The sequence below is a fragment of the Chitinophagales bacterium genome (assembly GCA_041392475.1).
Taxonomy (GTDB): domain Bacteria; phylum Bacteroidota; class Bacteroidia; order Chitinophagales; family UBA2359; genus JAUHXA01.
Window position 1 is genome coordinate 2,335,191 of record JAWKLZ010000001.1, and the last position, 22,149, is coordinate 2,357,339.

15 protein-coding genes are annotated in these 22,149 nt (G+C 38.6%); 1 reads left to right on the top strand and 14 read right to left on the bottom strand.

Annotated elements, in window-relative coordinates; genetic code table 11:
- Positions 1-263 precede the first annotated feature (263 nt).
- The 14 genes from R3E32_08585 to R3E32_08650 form a co-directional block, all read right to left on the bottom strand.
- Positions 264-773, bottom strand: a complete 510-nt coding sequence (locus tag R3E32_08585; GenBank protein MEZ4884766.1) for a hypothetical protein — start codon at positions 771-773, stop codon at positions 264-266.
- Positions 763-1,287 (bottom strand): hypothetical protein, encoded by a 525-nt coding sequence (locus R3E32_08590; protein ID MEZ4884767.1) that lies wholly within the window; start codon positions 1,285-1,287, stop codon positions 763-765. The genes R3E32_08585 and R3E32_08590 overlap by 11 nt, the downstream gene beginning before the upstream one ends.
- Before the next feature lie 268 nt (positions 1,288-1,555).
- A complete protein-coding gene (locus tag R3E32_08595) occupies positions 1,556-1,762 on the bottom strand; it encodes a hypothetical protein (GenBank protein ID MEZ4884768.1) in 207 nt (68 codons plus the stop codon).
- Positions 1,763-2,056: 294 nt separating this feature from the next.
- Positions 2,057-3,658: a T9SS type A sorting domain-containing protein gene (locus R3E32_08600; protein ID MEZ4884769.1), complete on the bottom strand. Its 1,602-nt coding sequence runs from the start codon at positions 3,656-3,658 to the stop codon at positions 2,057-2,059.
- Positions 3,659-3,726: 68 nt separating this feature from the next.
- On the bottom strand, positions 3,727-4,356 hold the full coding sequence (locus tag R3E32_08605) for a T9SS type A sorting domain-containing protein (protein MEZ4884770.1): 630 nt from the start codon (positions 4,354-4,356) through the stop codon (positions 3,727-3,729).
- Positions 4,357-4,428: 72 nt separating this feature from the next.
- On the bottom strand, positions 4,429-7,131 hold the full coding sequence (locus R3E32_08610; GenBank protein MEZ4884771.1) for a CpcT/CpeT family chromophore lyase: 2,703 nt from the start codon (positions 7,129-7,131) through the stop codon (positions 4,429-4,431).
- 132 nt (positions 7,132-7,263) lie between these two features.
- The gene (locus tag R3E32_08615; protein MEZ4884772.1) at positions 7,264-8,442 is read right to left on the bottom strand and encodes an MvaI/BcnI family restriction endonuclease; all 1,179 of its coding nucleotides are present in this window, start codon (positions 8,440-8,442) and stop codon (positions 7,264-7,266) included.
- Complete coding sequence (locus R3E32_08620) at positions 8,439-10,652, bottom strand: DNA cytosine methyltransferase (protein ID MEZ4884773.1); 2,214 nt, start codon at positions 10,650-10,652, stop codon at positions 8,439-8,441. The genes R3E32_08615 and R3E32_08620 overlap by 4 nt, the downstream gene beginning before the upstream one ends.
- Positions 10,653-10,857: 205 nt before the next feature.
- Entirely contained in the window at positions 10,858-11,358 is a 501-nt protein-coding gene (locus R3E32_08625) for a DUF6252 family protein (GenBank protein ID MEZ4884774.1), read from the bottom strand.
- A 44-nt stretch (positions 11,359-11,402) separates the two neighbouring features.
- Entirely contained in the window at positions 11,403-12,395 is a 993-nt protein-coding gene (locus R3E32_08630) for an OmpA family protein (GenBank protein MEZ4884775.1), read from the bottom strand.
- Positions 12,396-12,811: 416 nt separating this feature from the next.
- Positions 12,812-13,696: an alpha/beta hydrolase gene (locus R3E32_08635; protein MEZ4884776.1), complete on the bottom strand. Its 885-nt coding sequence runs from the start codon at positions 13,694-13,696 to the stop codon at positions 12,812-12,814.
- A 32-nt stretch (positions 13,697-13,728) separates the two neighbouring features.
- Positions 13,729-13,872, bottom strand: a complete 144-nt coding sequence (locus R3E32_08640) for a hypothetical protein (protein MEZ4884777.1) — start codon at positions 13,870-13,872, stop codon at positions 13,729-13,731.
- Positions 13,873-13,902: 30 nt separating this feature from the next.
- Entirely contained in the window at positions 13,903-15,225 is a 1,323-nt protein-coding gene (locus R3E32_08645) for an amidohydrolase family protein (GenBank protein MEZ4884778.1), read from the bottom strand.
- A gap of 184 nt (positions 15,226-15,409) precedes the next feature.
- The gene (locus R3E32_08650; protein MEZ4884779.1) at positions 15,410-18,541 is read right to left on the bottom strand and encodes an amidohydrolase family protein; all 3,132 of its coding nucleotides are present in this window, start codon (positions 18,539-18,541) and stop codon (positions 15,410-15,412) included.
- A gap of 346 nt (positions 18,542-18,887) precedes the next feature.
- On the opposite strand from R3E32_08650, the gene R3E32_08655 reads away from it, so the two are divergent.
- Positions 18,888-21,803 (top strand): PKD domain-containing protein, encoded by a 2,916-nt coding sequence (locus R3E32_08655; GenBank protein MEZ4884780.1) that lies wholly within the window; start codon positions 18,888-18,890, stop codon positions 21,801-21,803.
- The last annotated feature ends 346 nt before the right edge of the window (positions 21,804-22,149 follow it).

Below are 22,149 nucleotides of genomic sequence, written 5' to 3' on the forward strand. Positions count from 1 at the left end.
ATACATTCGTGGATTGTATTCTCCCAAAGTTGTAGAAAAAGTAGTTTGTGCAAATAAATAGTGCCTGAACGAAAACAGGCTTTTTTATTAAAAACAGATTAAAAAAAAACATCTATGAGAATGTTTTTTTGAGTTTTGAGGCAATTTCTTTCTAAATTACTGATATACATTGCATTGCGCTCATTTCGGAGCAGACAATCCCCTATGAAATACGTTAAAATCTTATTTATCAACAATTTATAAAGAAAAGCCTATTTTGAAACTCAAGAGGCTTTTTTGAGCTTTCGTTTTTTCGCTTTTTGCAGTTTCTTGGCTTTCGCTTTTTGCTGCTCCATGCACAATCTGCCCAATCGCTTTAAATTGTAAGCCAATACTCCCCATGCCACATATTTCTTGAAGCCATCCAAGCCCTTATCCGCTACTTTATCCAAACCACCCTGTTCCAATTCATTAATATTTGATTCTACTGCACTATGTTTACGCTTATAAGTTTTGTAGTTATCTGCCTGGTACGCCTCTTTCTCAGCAATAGTTGGTTTTCCTTTTTTAGGCATCACAACTATATCGAATATTTTTTCCATCGCTTCCTTATTTGATTTCAGCCAGAAACCTTTATCAAAACTAATACTATACAATTTGCACTTTTCTTTGAAGCGTTCCTGTAATTCCTTCCCTAATGGAATCACTAAATCCTTATCTTGTTCTTTTACAGCTACTTTGTGATAAACAATAAAGTGAAATTGGTCAGTTACAATCAACACATTATGCCCCAATTCTACATTTGGTGCGCACCTTGCCCTTCTTCAACCACTCCGTTTCAGGTTCAAAAATGGAAAATACCTTTTCCGAATGAGGAATTTGTTCGCCTTGTAGAATACGTCTATCCACCAAATCGATATGTTTTTTTAACATATCTCGATAATATTTCAAGCTTTCTAACTTTGTTGCTAAGTGAGGTTTTGAATCAATTATTTCACTCAAAGCTTCTACTAAATCATTCACTTTCTTTAATAAAGGATAGGTTGCTGCCAAATACTCCTCTGTCGAATCTTGAAGGCGTTTTATATAATTATTACCTTTTCGTTTATGTATTCTTGCTGTAAGCGTATATAATCTTTTTATTTTTTTACGTATTGATTTATAATTACGTAATCCTGATATGTCTACTACGCTTTTTAACAGCTTTATAAAACCAATACATTTATGTACACAATCCCACAATAAACGGATATCGGTTGGAAAATGAATATGACGTTCTACTACAAACGAATCTGCTTTGAGATTCAACTCTAAAATTTTACCTTCCTTTTTTTTAATTGATGACCTTCATTAACTATTATTTTATTGATTTCATTAAGGTTATCTTCAGTAAGTAAACCAACATTATCTTTAATTGTTTGCAAACAATAATGTTTTACATTCGGTAGATAACCTCTCGTTGCTACACCTAATATCCCTCGAAGTGAATGGTGATTATTCGATAAATCATGTAGATTATCATAATCTATATTTAAATTTAGACGGCAACAACCCAAAACAAATAATTCCCATAAACTCATTCCCAAACGACCCGTCGCTTTTTTTCTGACAAAATAGCCTCAGATAAAACTTTCAGAACGGCTGTTCGAAGTGCTTCATTCGTGAAAATATGCTGTAATCCTGCTAATAGTTGAGGTAGCTCATGACGGCTTCGCATATCTATTTCTACCTCTCCAATAGGAATCGAATCCAATTGTAATTGTGCTTCAAATTCTTTACGCATCAGATAGTAATACTTTTTTACACGAATCTCATAGACAGACAAATCATCATTTGATTCGTAATTAACATTATACAAATATTGCAATTGCTAAGATAATAATTTCTACTATAAAATTCAAGCAAAAAAAGCTCTTTATTTTAATCAATATCAAATATTTGTGCCTTATCGTTCAAGCACTAAATAAGAAGAAGCTACTGAACAAAATATAAATAATATGAATTTCATCGAATAGTATATTTTAAAAGAAAACCTCCATTCTAAGCACATAGAATGGAGGTTGGTTGAAGGAAAGAATTACTGTACTACTACCCATTTGGTTTGGTAGCTAATGTGGTTGTCAATCTTCAAGACACAGACGTAAATACCATTTTTAGCAATAGTAGTAGGCAAATTTGCTTGACCACTATTGGCATTTACGACAGCATTAAACACTTGTCTTCCTGTTAAATCGAAGATTTGTATTTGGGCAGGAATTTCTGTTTCTTGTGGTGTCCAATAGACATTTGCCATTCCTTTGCTTGGATTGGGAACAATCTTCAATCCTCCCTCCAATTCCTCCACCAACACTTCTTCAATGTCCACCACAATAGGTTTATCCGTACAATCGGGATACAAACAGCCCATACTATCCAAGCGAAGCAGCCACACCTGAGTTCGAGTACCTGAAAGTGCAGGTTCTCCATAAAAAGTAATTCTTCCACTGACCATAAAACCACCATCGGGTGTCAGTGCTACATCATAGAAAAAATTATCATTAGATACAGGAAGGCTTTCTCCATAAAAATCAAACGTTCTTTCCCATATTAAATCTCCATTAGAGGTACACTTAGCCAAATAACCAAATCTAGGTGCTGCATTTGGTTGAACTGTGTTTGTACCTATAATCAATAAGTGTCCATCTTCCAGAAAATGGATATTTTCTATCTCTTTTGTCCCTCCATTTTCTCTACTGCCATCGTCTAAAAATGTTGTCCAAACGGTATCTCCTTCTTCCGTTAGTTGTTGAATAAAATAAGAATCTACAACGAATTCTGAAGAAGGAGAAATGGCGTATCGTTCACACCCCCAAACAATGTAACCTCCTCCCGTTGGCAGAGTTTTAATATACGTATCACAATCGTTCAATTCATCACGGGTTTCATAATATTTCCGCCAAATTTCATTGCCCAAACTGTCCAATTTCAGAACAATCCCATCTTCAAGATGTGTTCCGTCACTATCATTAAAATTTACTTCTGCCATCAAACCTCCTATCACGATTTCCCCATCCAAGTTGACATCTACGCTCAAAGAACGCATATAATCTTTGTCTTTTTCTTTGGGAGCAGAAATGTATTTTTCCCAAAGTTTTTTGCCTGATACATCGGTTCGCACAATGTAAATGGTAGTAGAATCAAAATCAGAGGGAAAGGAAAACCCTGATAGAACATAACCTCCATCTTCAAACTGTTGTAGGGCAAGTGTTCTTTCATGCTGCTCTTTATTGCCATACCTTTTCTGCCACAACAATCCTCCTGTGCTGTTGAACTTCATTAGGAACGCTTCTTCTCCATAACTTGCATTTTGGTATTTAAAACTACCAAAAGCAAATCCTCCATCCTTAGTATGTATCAATTCTCCAATGCAAGTAAAAATAACTGCTCCTGATGTAACTCTGTGATTTTTCTCCCAAAGGATGTGTCCTTGTCCATCTATTTTTATCAGATTAAGCTTATTGATTCCCAAGCTATCTAGATAATTATTGGCAATGATATAAGTGGTATCAGACAGAGAAAAAACATTACAACCATTTTCTAAGACTTGTCGATGTTGCTGACCTATAGTGGTAGAAAAGGTGTGTTGAGCCATTGTTGGCAAAGTAGATAATAAGCAGAGTATGTAGATAAGATATTTCATATTATTTGTATGTTTTATAGGAAAGGCAGTTGTGTTTAAAAAACACAACTGCCTTTTTGTGTGAAATTTTATTTCACAACCACCCACTTGGTTTGGTAAGTAATTTCTTCACCAATCTTCAAGACACAGATATAAATACCATTTTTCAGCCCTTCGACAAACAGTTGTGTCTGCCCTGTAGCAGCATCTACCGCATAAGAAGCAACTTCCCTTCCTGTTAAATCGAAGATTTGTATTTGGGCAGGTTGCTCTACTTCTTGTGGTGTCCAATAGACATTGGCTATTCCCTTACTTGGATTCGGCAAAATTTGTAGTTCTTGCTTGCTTATCCGATTGCTAAAAGGGGGTAATATCGTTCTTTTATGGCTTCCGCTACCATCAATATCAGGAATATGCGTTTCAAATTGTTCTCCAAATACCCAATGCAAAATTGCTTGGGCGTGAACGGCTACCCTTGTTGGGCTTGTAGCAATGCTACGAATTGTCGCTTCTTCTTGTGCATTGATATCATACCAACTTCTGCCTGTTGATTGCAGATTGATGTGTAGGTTTTGCAGGGCGATGTATTGGGTATTTTCTGCATTGTGGGCAGAAATGAGGTTCAAATACTGTTGGGCATTCGCTATATCTCCTTTTTGAAGATAAAGAGGAATCACTGCTTTGTAGTCAGCTTCGTCGGCTTCATCAGCTTCATACAAAACTGTTTGAATCGCTTGGTCTAAATCCTGTGTATAGGCAATTTAAGCTATTTTACCCAGATTCCCAAACAATTACTTAGGAAACATCCCCAACTCCCAAAACAAAAACGCCCATCTATCGGCATATTCTTCAATGTAATTCTGTACCGTTTTGCCGCTACCACCCGCACCATGTCCTGAAGCGGCATCAATGCGTGTGAGAATTGGGTTTGTACCTTTGTAAGCGTGTTGTAGTTCTGCCGTAAACTTGTAAGAATGGGCAGGAACAACACGGTCATCTCTTTCAGCAGTCAGCACCAACGTTGAAGGATAGTTGGCATTGTAGCGGATGTTGTGGTAGGGTGAATAGGCTCTAAGGAAATCAAATTGTCGTTTGTCGTCGCTACTGCCATATTCTCCAACCCATGCCCAGCCAATCGTAAACTTTTGATAGCGAAGCATGTCCATCACTCCGACTACGGGCATTGCCACTTTGAAGAGTTCGGGGCGTTGGTTCATCACCGCTCCAATCAACAAACCGCCATTCGAGCGACCCGTCACCGCCAGTTTTTCAGAATTGGTATAACCTTCGTCAATCAAGTATTCGGCTGCTGCAATGAAGTCATCGAATACATTTTGTTTTTTATCCAACATTCCCGCCTTGTGCCAATCCTCACCATACTCTGCTCCCCCTCTGATATTTGCCACCGCATAGACTCCTCCAGCTTCGTAAAAAGGCAGGTTTTCGATTTTGAATTCGGGTTCACGTACCACATTGAAGCCTCCATAAGCGTACAATAAGGTAGGATTGTGACCGTCCAATTCGGTGTCTTTGTGGTGGGTGATAAACATCGGAATTTTGGTTCCATCTTTTGAAGTATAGAAAACCTGCTTGGTTTCGTAGTCTTCAAAAAGGAAATCAATATCAGACTTGTAGATTGCCTTTGCTACTGTAGCGGACTCTAAGTTGTATTGATAAACCGTTGGATGAGAAAGAAAAGACTCAAATTTGTAGAAAACCACATTAGAATCTCGGTTGCTCGAAAAGTCTTTCACCATCCCCGCACTCGGCAATGGAATTTCACCCAATCTTTCGCCTTTCAAACTATACACCACCAATTTGCTTTTGACATCCTCTAAGTAATGCGCCACAATTTTGTCGCCCGCCAACCAAACATCCTTCAATACATTCCTGTCTTCTGCAATCACCGTCTCCCATTTTTTCTCTTTGGGGCGATTTGGGTTAATTAAGACCAATTTCCAGTTGGGCGCATCTCGGTCGGTATGCACCAAAAGGTCATCACCAATGTTGTCAATTACATAATTATTGCTAGTAAAATCTTCAACAATCGGTTCAAAACCTTTATCCCATTTTTTGGCTTTAGTATAGTAAAGTGCATTGTAGTCTGTACCTTCTGATGCAGTAATAATCAAATAGCTTTCGTCAGAAGTAGTAGATGCACTGTGACTCCGTTTGGGATAACGGGTTTCTTCAAAAACGAGTTGGTCTTGTTCTTGTGATTCACCCAGTTCGTGGTAATAAATGCGCTGCAATTGGTTTTGGGCAGACAGTTCTTTGCCCTCTTCAGGCTGCTCATAACGGCTGTAAAAAAAACCATCTTTGTACCAAGCTGCTCCCGCAAATTTGATGTGTTTCAAATGGTCTTTTTGTTTCTTTCCATTTTTCAACACATAAAATTCTCTCCAATCCGAACCACCTTTTGAAACACCATACACCATGTATTTGCCATCTTTAGAAAAGGAGTGATTCGCAAGCGACAACAAACCATCGTCTGAAAAGTCATTGGGGTCAAGGAATACTTTGGGTTGGGCGTTTAGACCTTTTTGCTCATACATTACTGCATGGTTTTGCAGTCCATCGTTTTTGAAGAAATAAAAATACTTGCCCTTTTCCTCCAATGTCGAATATTTTGGAAACTGCCACAACTCCTTCAACCTGCCTTCAATGCGTTGGCGAAACGGCACATTGTTCATGTATTTTCGGGTCAATTCGTTTTGGGCTTTCACCCATTCCTTCGTTTCCTCGCTGTTCTCGTCTTCGAGCCAACGATACGGGTCTTTGATTTTTTCGCCGTGATAGTTGTCCACCACATCTTCCCGTTTGGCTTTGGGGTACTTGAGTTCGATTTTTTCCATTTTGTCAAAAATATAAGGGCCTTTGACTGCCCCCCAAACCTGCGAATCTTGGTCATTGAAGCCTTGGTCCCAGCTTTCGAGGCGGTCTTTGTAAATGTTTACTTTTGAAGTAGCATAAGTCGCTCCCCGCAAGGTGCTGCCACATTCTTTGTCTTTGGTTTGTCCCACAAAAGCATCTATTTCTTTCCGCAAAATGATGGCACAACCTTCTCGAACCTCCAAAGAATCAGGCGTGAACGTCAAAAAAGCATTTTTTTGTTTGAATGCTCCAATGAATCGCTTTTCGTCGGGCAGTGTATAGACTTCACTCGAAAAGGTTCGTGGATTTAACGCTGTCACATGGTACACCCTTTGCCGATACGGTTTGTGCTTCATACTCGCCACTGCCTGCTCGACGTACAGCCAATATCCATCGTTTCGGTCTTCCCAAATTCGGTGCATTTCGAGGGTGATGTTGTAGTAGGAAGGGTCGTCTATGGATTGCCGATAGCTGTTGAAGGAGCCTGTCATTCTTTCGACCAACTCCGCCAATTCGGGATTGTAGCGGTTGTTGTTGGTTTGTGATTTTTTGGTGTTTTTGCAGGAGAAAGTAACAAAAGTGATTAGGAGGAAGATGCTGACGATTTGTGGTTTGTTCATTTTGGTAATTTTTTGTAGGCAAAGAACGAATATAGGGGAAATTATTTTTGAAGATACGGTTTCGACATCTCAAAAGCCGTAAAAAACTGATACGGCTTTACTTCTTCTACATTTTTTTTGATAGAAAACTATTTACTTCAATGAATAGATGGTACTTGGAGGAAACAGCAAAGCCAATCCATTGGATTTGATTTTGAAAAATGGCCCCTTCTCAACTACTCTACCTTGTGAATTTCTTTTGATTAGGTGGTCTAATGTGATGATACCCTGTTCTAATAAAATATCAAATTGAGCGACCATGGGTTTCTTGGTATGTTCCACAACTTTATATTCAAAATGTTCTTTTCCTTCAATAAAGATGCTATCAGCAGCTACCCAAAAAGTTTCTTTATGCTTCTCTAATAGTCTTTTATGTAATTTCTCTAAAGTCCAAACCACAAAATCGCCTATATTTTTGTTATCTGAATATTCTATTAATTGATTGATATTTGAATCCACTTTTAAGGATAGGCCTTGTGAGTTAACGGTATTTGCAGATACAGTACAATACAGCCTAAAAACATCCTCTCTCGAATAACCAAAGGCGTGGAGTATTTCAGCCGAACTCTTAAACTTACTCAATTTCCAATCAGGAACTTGAGCGAATAAGCTTTTCCTAGTACCTCTCTTTGTTCTAAATGACTTTAATTCAATCCCTTTGTAATCAGGCTTTTTTGATGAATTGATATTTATCCCTAAAACCGTCTCCAATGTTCGACCAACGGAAGTGTCTGCATTCAACATAGAAGGAATTGGACCAAGTTGGGCAATACTTCTAAGCATAAGTAGCAATTCATTTGCAATAGCATTTTCTATTCCATTGATTTCTTCCACCAATTCCTTCAATGGATTTGATTGATCCGATTGTAACAATGCTTCAATCGGCAATCGGCTTATATTGATAACATGGATTTTTCTATCAAAACAAATCAAGGCGAGTATATCATTGGGTGCAACAAATTTTGTCAAACCAGAAAACCAAATTCTTGGGTCTCCCTTTTTGGTTTTAGGTCGGTATAATGAGATGCGTGATTTAGTGACAGAATTTACTCCATAAATCAAACCTTCAATAAGAACCTTGTAACTCGGTCCTTGCAATTGTAAATCATAATCATGCAAGTTGTTGGATTTTAAGTAATTTCTAACAGAACCTGTTGCATCCATAATAGATTTTTTGAGTCCAGTAGGAGTAGGTTCAATCAAAGTCAAAGAAATAGAATACGCAGTTAGAACACCTATTTTTTGCTCTTCTGTTTTTGTTAATTCTCTCATTTGATATGCTTTAAAATCTCCATAGCGACCGCCCTCGCCAAAAGAGGTGGCACTGCATTTCCCACAAGCGTACATTGCGGAACTTCACTTTTGCGTTTATTTCCACCAGTCGAACGTTTTCCTTGAAACACAAAATCATCATCAAAAGATTGAAGTCTTGCCATTTCTCTAACCGTCAATGCCCTTGGAGAATTGTAGTGAATATAATCATCGGGTATAGTCATGACCGTTGGACTCTGGCTTTCGGGCTTCAACACCGTGTAGTTTCTTTTTTTAGAAGATACACCATGTTTTTCCAGCATTGTCTTTGCTTTTTTGTAATCTCCCGCTTCTAATATTAAGCCCAAACGCTTAATGACCCCCTCATTTTGCTTGCTTGTTTTGTGATTGTGTAGCACATCATATACCTTTTCGCCTTTCTCCAATGCTTCCGCATTTTTGACATAAAAAGGCTTTGTTCCATTTTTGAAGCGACCGCTCAATCTACCTTTTTTGCTCCAATCTGCAAAAGTTTTTCCTTGTGTTTCGATTGGTTTTCCATCAATCAAACGTTGCTTTAGTAATGCTTTCATCTTTTTCGCTTCCCCATTGTATTGTGTTGCAATATTAACCGATTCATAGTGATGCGCCTCCTCATCATTTCCGACAAAATCCAAATCGTATAAAGCTTCAAAAACAGATACTTTTTCTTCGGAACTAACAGTTGGTGGAATTTCTGCAATAAATTTTTGGTCTTTGCGGCAGCCAATAAACAACACCCTTTCTCTATTTTGAGGAACACCATAATTAGATGCATTTGCTACAAAAGGAGATTCAATTTTATAGAGCCTTATTTTCTCAATAATTTGAGCCAATTCTTCTCTTTGTTCTTCATTACAAAACCGTCTAATAAATTGCAGGGTATCATCAAAACCAAGGGTATAGATTTGCAGAGCCTGTAGAATATCTTGACAATCTTTTTGATAGGCTTTCGGAATCGCCAAAGCATCAAAAGCTTTTTTTATCTTTTTGATGATTTCGTTTGCATCCAATTCCGAAAGAAAATCATTGAAGGTATTCACAAAATAGTCATTGTCTATATTGCAAAAATCTTTTTCACGTATGACGTTGCGTTTGAGTTTTTCCCATTGCTTATTTCTTTGCAGCAAATTAAAGCCATGTCTAATCGTACTCACCCGCTCATCCGTTTTGCTGGTTTTATAGTCAACTATTTTTGGGGTCAATTGGCGAAATTTGGACTCTACCATATTGATGAAAATTTCTTTTGCTTCTTCAGCCTTTTTCTCACTAAATTGTTCTAATTCAATTCTTTTAATTAAGCAATCAATCAAAAATTCATCTTGTTTGTTGGTCGTTTTTAGTTGCTTAAGGAAAGTGTTTAATTTGGGAATTTCTTTGATGTCTATAATTGCATTAATCTCTTTCAATACCAATTCTTTGATTTTGCCTTTTTCCTTGGTCAATATGCCCCGTACATTTTCCATCACAAAATACTTGGGCTGCAGCACCTTGATTACTTGTAGATAATGTGAAAACAAATCGTCTTTTTTATCGAATTTTTTGCGTTTCCCTGCCAAACTAAAACTCTGACAAGGAGGCCCGCCACAAACTACATCTACTTTTTTATCACCAATATTTGCCAATAGATTGTCCAAAAAATCGGGTTCAGTAATGTCTTGACACAAAAATGCAGCATCTAAACCCAATTGATGATTGTACCTAACTACATGAGTCAATTCACAATTTTCATTGATATCACTCCCCAACAAAAAATCAAAATATTTGCTTTCGTATTCTGCTTGCAAGAAACCTTCACTAAACCCGCCTGCACCTGCAAACAAATCTATAAACGTAAACACCTGACCATAAAGCGGTAGTTGTTCTTTTACAATACTTACTTGATGGTGTTCTTTGTAGTTTTTCACAAAACCATTTAAAGCCTCTTTTATCTCCTTGTTAGTATATTTTTTCTTGTAAGAACGGTTTAACAATTCGTCTGCTCTTTCCTTCAAAAAGGCCAAGTAATGATTGATTTCGTTTTGTTTTTTGGAAGCGTATTTAACGCTCTGCAATTCTTTGTCAAAGTATTCTATCTTCACTTTTTCGCCAGTAGCAATTTTTATTTGCTTCCCATTACAATTGATTCTCAAATGAATAGGGGCGAATCCTTTTTTATCTGTCTTGTCTAAATAAAAATTAATTGTTGCCATAGTATTATTTTGCGGACACGGACAAATCTACGGACAATTTTTAGTTGAAAAAAATTTATACAAACAAAATAACAATATTTTTGACTTTGGACTAACAACTCTGTCCTATCCTAGGATTTTATTTGCTAAAAATAATAACAAAAAGCCACAATAGAATCCCTAAATCCAATTGCAGCTTTTTACTATCTGTTGAGTTCGCCAACAACTATAAATCTATATCGAATTTGCCGTTTGATACTGTACGAGAATCTCCAGTACCGCTCAACCCTGTGAAGTTAAATGTACCCGAAACTTTGCTGTCACTGATGTTTGTCAGAGTCACTGTTCCTTGCCCCAATAGAGAGGTATAGGTTATCTGATCCATAAAATCACTTTTGTATTGTGCTTGAAACTCTCCATTGGCCGATGTATAAGTGCTCTCAGAAAGGGCATTTTGGGAAATAATATTGAGAGATATATATGAACCATCTTCTGCGTATGCTTGTATGATGATATTCAAAGAGGTATTTTTTATACCTACTGCTCCAACAGGAGAATGAGGTCCATCTGGAGAACTTTCCCAAGCACTACCACTAACATTAGCCGTCACTTCACCTTTTCCTGCATCTTGATTCGGAATACCATCATCATCGTTTTTGCAGGAAGAAAATGAAAATAGTATAGCCAAACTGAAAATTAAAAAATGTTTAAAATTAAAATACTGCATAAAATAATGTTTTTGAGTTAAAATTAAAATTTATTGATTTGTTGTTACTCTATCTGCCTCACCAATTCAGTCCTTCGATTCATCGAACGCCCCAAATCACTTTCGTTTGTAGCACGAGGAGCCAAAAACGCCACACCATCCGAAATCAATCGCTCCGAAGCAATTCCATAGTCTTTTGTGAGCGCATCCACAACCGCTTTAGCTCGGTCTTTCGAGAGTTTGAGATTGTAGGACAAAGTACCTTTCATATCGGTATGCCCCACCACATAGAGAGAAATATTGGCGTTCGTTTTGAGGTAGGAGGCGATTTCATCTAAAGACGCTTTGGATTCAGGTTTGATAGTACTGCTATTGAAGTCGAAGGTAATACCATAGATTGCCACACTTCCTCGGTCGGTGATTTCCTTACTGATGTAATTGGCGTCCGCAAAAACATGACCCGTTTCGGCAGCCTTCAATTCAATCACATCCACATGCACAACCACTATTTTACTACTGTGTCTTTCGCCATAAATCGCTACATAGGTCGAACCATCTGCTCGCCCCACTTTTCCCATGATAGCAAATGTTCCTCCTGCACTACTCGTACCCGCAAAAAGATAATTGGCTGCTGCACCTTGACCAAGAGGATTGGCTCCCAGCGCCAACCCAATCCACTGTCCCCCTCCAACATCGCCTTTTACATTACTTTGAGCAAACGAACCTTTAGCAATAATAGAAATACCTGCTTTTTGAAGTGCCAAGTCATAATCTCTATAGACCTCTCCAATCGACAAACTTTCTGTCGGCTTGTCAATCAAGTAGGTTATTCGAGTTAATTGACCTTCAAGTGTGTCCCGTTTACCAATATAGCGATAACCTGTTACTGGCCCTGTTGACAATACATATTCTCTAAATTTGACCGTTTCATAGTAAGCAATGTAGGAATCAGGATAACGAGTCAAAAGAGGATGATCTTCACTACCAGGTTTATCGGTTTGAGCATAAGCGAATGAAGACAGAACAAATAAACATACAATAAACAATAACGCTCTCATTTGTAATCAATTAAGGATTGGTGATGAAAAATAATGGTTCTTTGTCAAAAGCTGTAAAAGGAGACTTCAAAAATTAACAAAGAATCAAATTTGCAATAAGAGGTGAGATTAGGAGGACACATATTTGCTAACCAAAATAAAGAAGATATAGAAATCCCACAAACAAAAAAAAATGAAATTGTAGCATTTCAAGGGATGAAGTAGAAGAACGTCAAAAACAAAGCTTGTATCAAAATCATTGGACTTGCAAAGTTTGTTGTTATACAAATCATCTGCAAATTCTTCTCCCAATTGCTGCAATGTATGGACAAGATTCCAAAGTATCGTAAAAACTGACTTCATTGATTTATTTTTTCCCTTATAGTACATAAAATATACTTAATGAGGGCATAGTATGTTTTTAAGATGCGCCTTTATCAAAATTGCAGAAAATCTAACAACACCTCATTCAACAAATCAGGTTTTTCCATAGTCAGTGTATGTGCCACATTTGGTATATCGAATCGGTAGGCATTGTCAAGTTTTTTTTGGTAAATATCGGTAATTTGGTGGATGTCAAGAGCATCTAAGCTACCTTTCACCAACAAAACAGGTTGTTTTATTTGTTCTAATTGAAGACGAGCAGGTGGATTTTGAACCAAAGAAGACCAGTTTTTTCCCCAATGTGCAGTAACTGTTTTGGTCATGATTTGTCGGATAGAATTGCGAAGAGAGGAGTCCAATCTATCCGTTTTTTGAGAAGGGCCATCCGTCCAATTTCTCATGAATAGTTCAACAAAATTGGTAGTATCTGCTTGCTCTTTAGCTTTTTGACGAAGTTGATTGTTCATTGCAGCTAGCGAATCTTGAAAATATTCCCAACCATTCAATCCAGAAGAAATCAATACCATTTTTTCGACCTTTTCAGGATGTTGTAAGCAAAAATCTACGGCAATCATTGCTCCCCAAGATAATCCTACCAAATGAGCTTTCTGTATGTTCAGGCTGTCCAGAATTTGCAGCAAAACTTCATGCCCAAATACTTTTACCGTCCCATCTCTTGTTTTACCATGCCCTAAATCGTCATAACTGATGGCTCTGAAACCTTTTGCAGCAAAAAAATCCATTTGCTGCTCCCACATTCCACAGTGTAAATATCCACCATGTAAAAAAATAATAGGCAGCCCCTCCCCTTTCGTTTCATAATAAATCTGATGGTCTTCAAACTTGATGTATCCGTTTGATTGCTTCAGTGTGTGAACTGGAAAAGGCGTAGAAAATCCTGTATCGGACGAACATCCCACGACAAAAAATATATTCAATATCCAAACCATTTTCCACATACCAACAGAATTCAATGCTCAGAAAATACCATTCCAAACAAGCCTAAAAAATTGACCAATAATACAATCACCAAAAGCCCTACTACGACCATCAAAATACTCCCCAATACCCAACAACCAAGGGGAATATGCTGTTCTTCTTTTTGTTCGCTCATATCTTTTTGTATTAAAATATCTTTTCTTCTTTATTCTTCCAGCCCATATTTCTCCATATACTTACGATACAAAGCCTTCTGTTTGTTGTCCAAATCTATCGCACGGCCTTGAATAAAGGCATGTTCGATATTACTTGTTCGCATATCCAATACATCCCCTGAAGACACGATGATATTGGCATCCTTACCCGTTTCCAAAGTACCCGTTTTATCTGCAATGTTGAGAATTTTGGCAGGATTGGAGGTGATGGCAGCAAGGGCCTGTTCTTGGGTCAAACCATTTGCAACCGCTTGCCCTGCGTGGAAAGGAAGGTTTCGTTGGTCCCAAAACGCATCTGAACCGTCACCAATTGTGATGCAATACAACACTCCCGCATCTTGCAACAATTTGGGTAATTTGAAGGGAAGATCAATGTCTTCATCCGCACGATTTGGCAATGATTGGGTACGTTTGAGTACTACAGGAATATTGTTGTTTTTCAATACATCGGTTGCCATCCAAGCATCTTCACCTCCTACAATCACCATTTTTACACCATATTTCTTGGAGAAATTCACCGCTTCAATGATTTCTTTGATCATGTTTACATGCACAAAAAGTTTCTTTGAGCCATCAAACAACCCACACATTGCGGTCAATTTCAAGTTCTTTTCGTCATGATCTTCGCTTTGACAATAGGCTTTGGCTTGGTCAAATAAGTCTTCGATGTCGGTTATCTGTTCACCGTATTTTTCGTTTTTTTCGATACCTCCTGGCTCTGCCCACCAACCTTTGAAGGTGTATAGGTGAGGCCAACTTAGGTGAATACCATCATCTAGTTTGTAGGCCGCATCTTCCCAGTTCCATGCATCCAATTGCACAATCGAAGACGTTCCCGAAATGCGTCCTCCTTTTGGGCGAACCTGTGCAATCAATACACCATTGGAGCGAACGGTGGGTATGACTCTTGAATCGGTATTGTAGGAAATGATAGACCGAACATTGGGATTGAGTGTGCCAATTTCTTCATCGTCATTGGTAGCACGAACTGCGGCAATTTCCATCAAGCCCATTGCAGTACTTGCTGCTACAAAACCTGGATAGACATGCTTACCACTGATGTCTATCACCGTTTTATCGGTTAGGTCTATTTTCACCATGGTCATATCTGCCACCATCGTGATTTTTCCGTTTTCAAAAATAATGATGCTATTATTGATGACATTTTCGTCACCAACATGGGCTGTTCCTCCTGTCAAAACAATAGTCTGCGATTGTGCTTTTGCAGGTGTCGGCACAGAATTGTCTTGAGCCACCAAGCACGTTGCAGTGAAGAAGAGAAGTAAAGTGAAAAATTTATATAGATGAATCATTTTTGTATTTATTTTAATTTGTATTTTGATTTTCATTTGCTTAGAATTGCCAATAAAATCCTAATTTAGACTTTTGTAGTTTCATTTAACAATGTATAAGAAGGAAGAAAATCGCCTTTCCATCAAACAGAAAACTACAAAAGTCTTTATAACATACAAGTAACTTATATAGTATTGGAGTTGATTAATGTCCTTTATGATGTTCTTCATACAAATCAGTTGATTCCGCTTCTCCCATATCATCGCAGTGGTATAGGCGTTTCTTTTTAGGTTGGGCTTCCTGTGTTTTACCACCTTTTTTCTTGACGTTCAACATTTTCTGAACCAAACGATTGCGCTCTCTGCGAACATATTCTTCTCGTTGGTCGTATTCTTGGCGGTCAAAAAAGCAAATACCATCAACAAAGGTCTTTTCGGCTTTGGCATAAATCGAAAGAGGATTGTCTGACCAAAGCACTACATCTGCATCTTTCCCAACTTTGATACTTCCCACTCGGTTGTCAATATGTAGCATTTTTGCAGGATTGAGGGTCACAAATTTCCAAGCTTCTTCTTCGCTCAATCCACCATATTTCACCGCTTTGGCTGCCTCTTGATTCAATCGGCGCGCCATTTCGGCATCATCTGAATTGAAGCCGACATTCACACCCATTTTTTGCATGATGGCCCCATTGTAAGGAATGGCATCGATTACCTCATATTTGTAGGCCCACCAATCAGAGAAAGTAGAAGCATTGACACCGTGTTTTTTCATTTTGTCTGCCACTTTGTAGCCTTCCAAAATATGTGTGAAAGTATTGACTTTGAAGCCAAACTGCTCAGCAACACGCATGAGCATCGTAATTTCTGATTGTACGTAAGAGTGGCAGGTAATGAATCGTTTGCCTTCAAGAATCTCCATTAAGGCATCCAATTCTAAGTCAGGTTTTATTTTTGATGTGCCGATTGTAGGAGCAGTTCCTTTTTTGTTCTTTGGCAGGAGGCTAATGCTCCTTTTCTGTTGTCCATATTCTTTGGCACGGGTGAATCCATCTACAAAAACCTGTTCAACTCCCATTCGGGTTTGTGGAAAACGAATGGCGGCATTTTCAGACCAACCAGATTGTTTGACATTTTCGCCCAAAGCAAATTTGATAAATTCAGGAGCACCCTTCATTTTCATATCTTCTGGCATATATCCCCAACGAAGCTTGATGATAGCGGACTGACCTCCAATGGGGTTTGCCGAACCATGTAGCAGTTGGGAAGTCGTAACACCTCCTGCCAATTGGCGGTAAATATTGATATCTTCTGAATTGACTACATCCCCGACACGCACCTCTGCACTACTTGCTTGACCACCTTCGTTCACACCTTTGCTAATCGCAATGTGTGAATGTTCGTCAATCACACCGCTGGTCAAATGTTTGCCTGTTGCATCAATCACTTTTGCAGAAGAAGGGGTAGGTAAACCCTTTCCAATCGCTGCAATTTTGCCATTTTCAATCAATACATCGTTCTCCTTCAAAATTCCATCGGCTTCATTCGTCCAAACAGTTGCATTTTTGAACAAGACAATTTCTTGTTTTGGAAGCGTAGGGGCACCATAGGCTTCAAAAGGATAGATAATGTTCCCGATTTCTTCATTGTCCTCTTCCTCCTCACCTTCTTTACCTTTATCTTCACCTTCTTTTTTGTCTTTATCGTCCTCTTTTTGAGGCAATTCATTGGCATATAGTACTTGCCAATTGACCCATTGTCCATCTGCGTCCTGCCCACGTCCGACCCACTGTTCACCGTCTTTGTTGATCCAACCACTCAGACGAACCTTGCCTTCACCCAGTTTTGATTGATTCAGACTATCTTTATCTGTGTCGAAACTTAGAGAAATCGTTTCGTTGCTAATGCTATGTTTTACAGGTATTTTTGTAGAATCATTGAATACAATCTCCATTTTGGGAGCGTCAGGCTCACCGCTAATTTGCAGTTCATAATTCACTGACCCTACATTGAAAGCATATTCTCCCTTCAAATCCAGAACTTGCATTTTTTTGAGATGAAAAGGTTTGCCTCCGACCCAGTTTTCAAAAATTTCCGCCTTCTTGTCAAAAATATTGCCCGATACAATCAAGAAATTCGCCACTTTACCTTTTTCAAGACTGCCAAGTTGGTCGTTTACACCCAAGATAGTTGCAGGAGTATATGTCAAGGCTTTCAGAGCATTTTCTTCACTTAGACCTCTTTTGATGACCTTGCGAAGATTCTTCATAAAGTCTTTTTTGTTTTTGAGGTTGTCCAGTGTAAACGCAAAATCAATATTGGCTTTAGAAAGCATTGCAGGATTAGACGCTGCCAATTCCCAGTGTTTCATATCCTTCAATGACACATTGGACGCATCAAATGGATCTTCTACATCATAGGCATCGGGAAAATTGAGCGGTATAATAAAGCGAGCATTGGCAGATTTCAGTTCTTCAATGCGTTGATATTCATCACCATCTCCTTTGATAATGTACTGCACTCCAAATTCATCTCCCACTTTGTCGGCTCTCAAAGCGGAAAGCCAATCCCGTACTTCAAAAATTTGAGGTAAATTTTGCAGTTCATTGAAACTTTGAAGAGTGAGATTTTTTTCTTCTTTGTTACCTGCATTAGCATACCATTTTGCATCCAAATAAGTTTGTCGAAGTAGGGAGATAGAACCCATCAAGGAAGTGGGATAAACTTGTGAGGAAGATCCTTTTTGAAAAGAATAATGAGCTGATGCTTTTTCCTTCAAAATGACTTCATGTTCGTTCTCTTCATTCAGTAAGACCAAAACGCCTGTGCCTCTGACGATTCCATCATGTTGATGGGTCAATACGGAGCCAAAGCCAAGGTTCACATATTCTTCTGCCGCTTTTTTATCTACTTTGAAGTTCTCAACAGCATTAAATTCTGCTTTAATGGCTTCATTCCACGCATAAGCACCTTCTTTTGTGGAGATAAATTTGGGAGAATCGCCCCAATTCCAAGAGTTTCCCTTCACTTCTGGCACACCGTAATTGGCGTATAAGTCTATGAAAGATGGGTAGATATGTTTGCCTTTTACATCTACTACTACGGCATTTTTAGGAACGGCCACACTCGTTCCGACTGCCTCTACTTTTCCATCTTTTATCAATAAAGTGGCATTCTCTATGACCTTATTGTACTGTGTGTGAAGCATTGCGTTAGTAAAAGCATATATGCCTTCTCGGTGGTCGTATACCCCATTGACGGGAAAAGTGGTCTGGGCTGATATGACCGCACTACAAAGTAGTAAGGCTATCAGCAGGGTGGTTTGTATTTTTTTCATCATATTTAATTAATGTATGATTTTATCTATTTTTGAAGGAAAAATTAGTGAAAATTTGAAATCAGAAGACAAAAAACTGGTCTTTTTGTTTCTATAGTGTGTGTCTTTCCCCTAAAATCAAAACAGTTTTGCAAAAATAGAATTTTTTGAAGAAAGAAACGTGACTTAACGAAAATTCACTTTACAATTCCCAATTCAAACTTTTGCAGCTAATTAATTAATGAAATAAAAAAAAGTATGGCACATGACTATTTAAAGAACAATGTTTTTAGAACATTCTTAGTATATTGAGGTCGGTTGGCAAACATGGACTTATTAGACATTTTTTTATCAATTATTTTGCGCTATGAAACGAATTTTTACAGCTATTTGTATGAGCATATTTATGCTTTTTATCGGTGTCAATGATGTCAACGCTTTTCACATTGTGGGCGGAGAAATGACCTATGAATGTTTGGGAAACAATCAATACCGCATTTCCTTGACGGTTTATAGAGATTGTAATTGCGATCAATGCGGAGATTTGGACGATCCCGCACATATTTTTGTTTTTGAAGCAAATGGCAATTTTGATATCTATGATGTCAATCGCCCTCCAAAAACTTTTGTGGATCCTCCTACCAATCTTTGTATCGAAGATGCAAGTATCCTCACCAGTATTTGTGTGGAAAAAGGAGAATACGAAACCGTCTTAACTCTACCTCCCAAAGCAGGCGGTTACGACATTATCTATCAACGCTATAGTAGAAACATCACTTTGGATAATATCAATTTTCCTGCTCAAACAGGTTCTACTTACATGACCCATATTCCCGACCCTGGTTTGGCTATCTGCAACAGTTCTCCTACCTTCAATGAATTTCCTCCAACGATGATTTGCACAAATGTGCCTTTTTCATTAGACCAATCTACTACCGATTTGGATGGCGATTCTTTGGTCTATGAGCTTTGTGACCCATTGATTGGAGGAAGTGATCTATGTCCTACACCTGGCGAAGATGGCCAAAATGGGGTGGATTGTAGGGTGATTCCCCCGCCTCCTTATGAAACAGTGAGTTGGAGAAATGGATTTGATGCGGTTGATCCACTTGGAGAGGATGCTATGACTTTAGACCCTGTGACAGGACGGTTGTATGGCACTCCTCCAACAGCAGGACAATATGTGGTGGGAATATGCGTGCATGAATACCGTAATGGGCAACTTATCAACACTATACGGCGTGATTTTCAGTTCAATGTGATAGATTGTGAAGCTTCTGTAGCCCAATTGGAGTCGGACAACATTACAGCAGCAGGGGAATACATCTTCAACAACTGCAATGATTTTACCATCAATTTTGTCAATACCAGCATCAAGGCAAACAAATATTTTTGGGATTTTGGCGATCCCAATACCGATACGGACATTTCGACAGAAGAAAACCCCATGTATCAATATCCTGATACGGGTAAATATGTTGGGCAATTGATTGCTATTTACGATGGAGGTTCTTTCATTTGTAGTGATACGGCAGATATTATTGTGTATATGTATCCATTGGTAGATGCAAGTTTTGAAGCTCAAACCACTTGCTTTTATGACCCTGTGGAGTTTACCAACCTTTCAACTTCTTCATACGGTAATTTCCAAACATTCTCATGGGATTTTGGTGATGGTACAACCAGCACTGCCATTGAACCGAAACACCACTATGCAGAAGGGGGTACTTACAATGTTACGCTGAATGCTGTCACCAATCTGGGCTGCTATGTGAGTTACCAACAGCAAGTATATGTAGTGCCAGAAGCTGCTGAATTTTCGACCTCATTGAAGTGCCCTGGCGTTCCGATTGATTTTGTGAATGAAACCCAATTAAATACCGTTGCATGGGAATGGGATTTTGGCGATCCTGCTTCTGGCCCTGCCAATAGCAGCAATGCAGAGAATGGAAGTCATATTTACAACTCAGCAGGAGATTATACAGTCAACTTTTACACCGAATCGCCCGAAGGTTGCCGAGATACAGCCTCTCTTAGTTTCACCATTTATCCCGAATTTTTGGTAGAGGCAGGTGTAGATAGAGAAATCTGTTTTGGTGACAATGTTCCTTTGTCCGTCACTTCAAATGTATCGACCACTCCATATACTTACGCTTGGAGTCCTGCGGCGTCCTTAGACAATCCAACCCTACAAAACCCCAACCTAAATATGGATTATGAAGGACCTCGCAATTATTCAGTCGTTGTGACAGATCCCAATGGTTGTGTGGATTCCGACCAAATGGAAGCTTTCGGTTTGCCTTTGCCTGTGGTAAGTGTGCCCGAAGACTTTACGATATGTTTTGGTGATCAAGTGCCATTGGAGGGGCTTGTGAGCAACAATGTAGTCAGTTTTGAATGGCTTCAAGATGGAGTGATGGTAAACAATACAGAATTGACTCCAATCATTTCGCCGCAAGGAAATACTGTTTATACCCTTACTGCAATAGACGACAAAGGTTGCCAAAACAGTGAAGAAGTGACCATTATCGTTGTTCCTTCTATTGAACTTACAGCTTCTCCCGATACCATTTTGTGTTATGGTGAATCTGTTCAATTGAACGCATTTTCGGCGGGTGCAGATAGTTACAGTTGGACTCCCGCCAACTCGCTCAGTGATGCCAATAGCCAAAATCCTGTTGCAACGCCATCCAGCACAGAAACCTATATTGTTTCGGGTGTCAATAGCTGCTTTAGCAATGCAAGAGATACGGTTGTCATCACGGTTATTCCTGAACCTGAGGTAGATGCAGGAGAAGATGTGACCATCAATATTGGTGAAAGTATTCGACTGGATGCCAGTGGCGTTTGGGATTTTCAATGGCTTCCCAATAGTGATTTTGCCGAAACATTGATTGCCAATCCCGAACTAACGCCTCTTGTTAGCTCCACGTATTATGTTGTTACCACTGATGACAACGGCTGTCAATCCATGGATTCCGTGCGAATATTTGTCGACAATGTGTTTGATGTCATTATGCCCAATGCTTTTTCTCCTAATCGGGATGGTGTCAATGATGAATTTGGAATCGGTCCAACAAGGGGTATCAAGGAAATTGTAGAATTTAAAATATTCACCCGTTGGGGACAAGAAGTTTTTTCTACCAATGATATCTCTAAAGGCTGGGATGGTGAAGTTGATTTTCGTCCTATGGGTATTGGTACTTATGTTTATTATATTCGTGCATTGACATTTTTGGAGGAAGAATTGGTTTGGAAAGGGAATTTGACCTTGATTAGGTAGGTAGGTTTGCTTCATCGAAGATTTTGGAGGTAGGAGACTTTTGAAGTTTGCGCTAAAAAATACTGAGCTTATGACAATCAGCATTTTATTAAAAAAACTTCAAAAGTCGTACATTGGCCCAAGAGGAAAAAGTACAAAAGTTGTAATAAAAAATAATATATTGATTAAAATTAAGAACGAGGGTAAACTGATTCAAAAGTAGTCCTTAGAGACCGTATTAGACGTTAGCCCCTCGTTCTTTATATCCCATAAAAATCGGACAGTTCAGTAGGCATAAAGCCTGAGTCACGACGCAGATTTCATAGGATATATTTCATCATTATTAGTTTAACATTCAATTTATTAC

Bases quoted from the DNA above. Each gene is read 5' to 3' on its own strand.
- R3E32_08645 (MEZ4884778.1), bottom strand. From the start codon at position 15,225: ATGATTCATCTATATAAATTTTTCACTTTACTTCTCTTCTTCACTGCA.
- R3E32_08600 (MEZ4884769.1), bottom strand. From the start codon at position 3,658: ATGAAATATCTTATCTACATACTCTGCTTATTATCTACTTTGCCAACA.
- R3E32_08620 (MEZ4884773.1), bottom strand. From the start codon at position 10,652: ATGGCAACAATTAATTTTTATTTAGACAAGACAGATAAAAAAGGATTC.
- R3E32_08625 (MEZ4884774.1), bottom strand. From the start codon at position 11,358: ATGCAGTATTTTAATTTTAAACATTTTTTAATTTTCAGTTTGGCTATA.
- R3E32_08655 (MEZ4884780.1), top strand. From the start codon at position 18,888: ATGAAACGAATTTTTACAGCTATTTGTATGAGCATATTTATGCTTTTT.
- R3E32_08640 (MEZ4884777.1), bottom strand. From the start codon at position 13,872: ATGAGCGAACAAAAAGAAGAACAGCATATTCCCCTTGGTTGTTGGGTA.
- R3E32_08610 (MEZ4884771.1), bottom strand. From the start codon at position 7,131: ATGAACAAACCACAAATCGTCAGCATCTTCCTCCTAATCACTTTTGTT.
- R3E32_08595 (MEZ4884768.1), bottom strand. From the start codon at position 1,762: ATGCGTAAAGAATTTGAAGCACAATTACAATTGGATTCGATTCCTATT.
- R3E32_08650 (MEZ4884779.1), bottom strand. From the start codon at position 18,541: ATGAAAAAAATACAAACCACCCTGCTGATAGCCTTACTACTTTGTAGT.
- R3E32_08630 (MEZ4884775.1), bottom strand. From the start codon at position 12,395: ATGAGAGCGTTATTGTTTATTGTATGTTTATTTGTTCTGTCTTCATTC.
- R3E32_08615 (MEZ4884772.1), bottom strand. From the start codon at position 8,442: ATGAGAGAATTAACAAAAACAGAAGAGCAAAAAATAGGTGTTCTAACT.